Source organism: Geobacillus sp. ZGt-1 (genome assembly GCF_001026865.1).
GTDB lineage: Bacteria > Bacillota > Bacilli > Bacillales > Anoxybacillaceae > Geobacillus > Geobacillus thermoleovorans.
In genome coordinates, this window is record NZ_LDPD01000014.1 from 25357 (window position 1) to 28982 (window position 3626).

The window sequence follows — 3626 nt, forward strand, 5'->3', positions numbered from 1 at the left end:
TTTCGCATTTCTTGTTGTTCCGCTTCCAGCCGTTTGTGGCTTTCGACGAGGAGATGCAACGTGTTTTCGATATGACCGAGCCGGTCGAACAGTTGCAAGAGGATCTCTTCGCTCATGTTGGCCCCTCTTTCATCTTAATTTCCTTCATTATAGCACATATGTTCTTGTTAGACAAGCAGGAATGGTGTATATAGGAAAGCGTACAAACATATGATACAATGGATAAACAAACTGACAAATCTCAGTGCGGGCATCGGCCAGTACGTTTTAGAAAGGGATCGATGTATGCTTTACGTTTCTCCTGCCAAAATCGCAAGCTATTTTTATCATGAGTGCGAGCGGAATTTTTATTTTCAGTCGTTGGCGAAAGAGCGGCGCGGCGAGCTCGATGTGCCGGAAGAGCTGTTTGAGCGGCCCGCGGTTCATGAGGGAGTGCTGCGCCGAGGAGTTGAGTGGGAAGAGGAAGTGATCACGACCCATTTGGCCGGCCAAGTGAAGATGGGAGAGCGAGAGCCTGGCGTGCCGATTTCCCACTGCTATTTGGATGGCGAGGAAACGATCCGCGAGTTGAAGCGGCCGAGCAAGCGATATTTGTATCAGCCGACATTGATCGCGCCGCCGCGCTTTTACGAACGGTACGGGTTGGATCGGGACGACATCCATTTTGCGGCGTGCCGCCCGGATTTGATTGAGTGCATACCGGGACAAAACGGCTTTGTGTTTCGCATCATCGACATCAAATCATCAGACGTGTTGAAGCTTTCCCACCGCGTGCAAACGGCGTTGTACGCCTTGATTTTGTCTTCCGTTTTAGAGGAGCACGGCATTAGGGGCAATGTGGATTGGCGCGAAGCGGGGGTATGGACGTACAAAACCGAGCAGCCGCAAGCAGCGGATATCAGCCAGTTGCTCCCGTATCTCGAACAGTTTTTGGCTGGCGAACTGACGGCGCTGGCCGAGAAGCAACCCGATGAGCTGTTTTGGCACTTAGATTACCGGTGTGAATGGTGTCCGTTTTATGACTATTGTTTCGACAAAGCACGGCAACAGAAGCACATTTCCCTCGTTCTGTACTTATCGAACTACACGTCCCGCTTCATCCGTGAGCGGCAGCTGCCTGAGACGATCGGTGAGTTTCGCCAATTTCTTGAACGTCAAGAAAACAGGCATGTGCTGAAACAAAACGCCGGGCTGGCGCGCCAACTTCGGCGGCTTGAAGCGCAGCTTGAGGCCATCATGCAAGAAAAAGTCGTTCCTTATGATCGGGCGGTGACGCATATGCCGATATGGGAAGACATCCGTCTTATTCTCACCGCGCAACGCGACCCGTTGACGGGCAAGATCGCGGCGGCATCGCTGTACCGTGTTGGTGGAACAGACGTGTTTGGAACGGGATCGGAAATGCATCATGTTATCGCCGGTTCGTTTGAGGAATGTGACGAGGTCGGCCGAAAGTTGGCCGATGCGCTGGACCGCCTGCTTCATACGGTGCACGATTACAACCGAGAGCGAGAGTGGCGGGCGCAAAAGTCCGTGCAGGCGTATGTCGTCGACAACTATGAATGGGACAATGTGCAGCAGCTGCTTCAAGCGCTTTTGTTCGATCCAGACTATAACGAAAAAGCTGTTCGGCTGCTGTCGTATTTTCATAGCAGCTCATTAGCAAGTGCCAGCGATCATCCGTCCGAAATCGTTCCGCTTCCTGTCGTTGTCCTGACAACGGCTGTGAGCCAGCTGTTCGCCTTGCCGACGCATGTTGCGTACCGTCTTGAAGACTTGTCGCGGTATATTGCGGCCTACCATGATTCGCCGTTTCTGTACTCGGCGAGCGAGCGCTTTTCGTTCCGCTTGACAAACGCCATGAAACTGGATGTGCTGCATGATGCCTGGCAAACAGGGGACACGGAAACACGGCAAGCGGTCGAGAAGGAGCTGAGCCGCCGCCTTTGGGCCGCTCACAGCATCATTCAAGGAATCCGTGCGTGGGCCGAGAGCGTCGATCCTTCGCCACTTATGGTCTGGCCGGAAAAATTTGCGTTTCCTCATTCGGCTGATTACCGTGATCCGCTTGTGTCCAAGCTGGCGTTTATGGCGCGCTACGAGGCGCTATTAAACTACTTGGAAATTCGCCGAAGCCGCCTGCTCCCGCTTTCGGAGCGGCTTGAGAACGGAGTGACGCTTCATGTCACGTACCTTGGCGGCGATCGGTTCCGATTGAACAACCGGCAGGCGCTTGAAGCGATCGATCAAAAGGCGAGCTGGATTTTGACGGAGTGCAATGAGGAAGGGGAAAAGGCGCAACAGGCGTTTCCAGATTATAAGTATTCCAGCGAATGGAAGCCGCCCCAATGGGCCAATTTGTACTTTACCCGCATTCGCGCCATCGAAGATGATGGCAAGACAGCTGAACTCGAGCTCGAGTTGCCCAAATGGATCGACCGGTTTCCGCTTGTGGAAGGAGAGGAGTATCGGCTGTCGATCCGGCATGCCGATTTTACCACCCGGCGTGTCTTGCAGGCGTTGCAACAGTTGGACGAGGACAATCATCGCATCTTGGACTTGATTCGCGATCCGATCCGGTATCGGAAAACGTTTCGTCCCAACTGGGATGTAGAGGAGGTGAAGGCGCTCCTCCGCCAAAGCGGGCTGACGAAAAGCCAGCGCCAGGCGTTTCTTCAATTTCTTCGTCATACGTTGACACTCGTCTGGGGGCCGCCTGGCACCGGAAAAACGCACTTTATCGCCGCCGCTCTTCAGTTGCTTATGGCGATTTACGAACATCAGGGGCGGAGGCTTGCCATTCTCATCTCCGGCTTCACTCACGCGGCGATTGAAAACTGCCTGCGCAAAATTCAGGAGCTTGTGCCGCGGCGCAGCGTCCATATCGCGAAACTCGGCGAGATTCAGACGGAAAACGCCAAAGGAATCGCCGAGGTGGCGGACCGTGACCTTCTCGGATGGCTTGGCAGCGGCGGCCATCGGGTGCTTGGCGCCACGCTGTACGGCATTCAAAGGGCATACGAAAAAGGCTATATAGAAGGGTTTGACGTCGTCGTCCTTGATGAGGCGTCGCAAATCCGCGTGGCCGATTCACTGTTGGCGTTACGCCATGTCAAAAAAGCAGGCAGGTTGCTCATTGTCGGCGACCATTTCCAGCTGCCGCCGATCATTCAAGGGACGTATGCGGCCGGCGAAGGGGAGCCGCACTTGTTCGACTCGATTTTCCGCCTGTTGTTTGACGCCGATGTCGAGAAGCGGTATACCCGCCAACTGACGGACAATTTCCGCATGAATGAGGCGCTTTGCCGCTACCCGGCCGATCGGATTTATGGACGTGACTATACAGCGTTCAACCGCCAAATTGCCGAGCAAACATTGGCGCTCGTCGACGCTCCAACTGCCGATGAATGGGTGGAAGCGGCGATCGACCCCGATTATCCGCTTGTTGTTTGCGTTTATGATGGTGCGCACGGCACGCAAGAAAATGAGGCCGAAGCGCGCTGGGTGGCCAACATAACGAGGGTGCTTCGGGAACGGCTCCTTGATGGTGATGGAAAACGGTATGATGACACGCCGGATGGCGATCAAGCGTTTTGGCGCCACGGGCTGTTTATCATCTCGCCACA

At 54.5% G+C, this 3626-nt stretch carries 1 protein-coding gene; it reads left to right on the forward strand.

Translation table 11 applies throughout. The annotated features are described in order from the left end of the window. Positions 1 to 285 precede the first annotated feature (285 nt). The coding region (locus tag VU18_RS06195; RefSeq protein ID WP_047757817.1) for an AAA domain-containing protein at positions 286 to 3626 on the forward strand (3341 nt) is incomplete at its 3' end.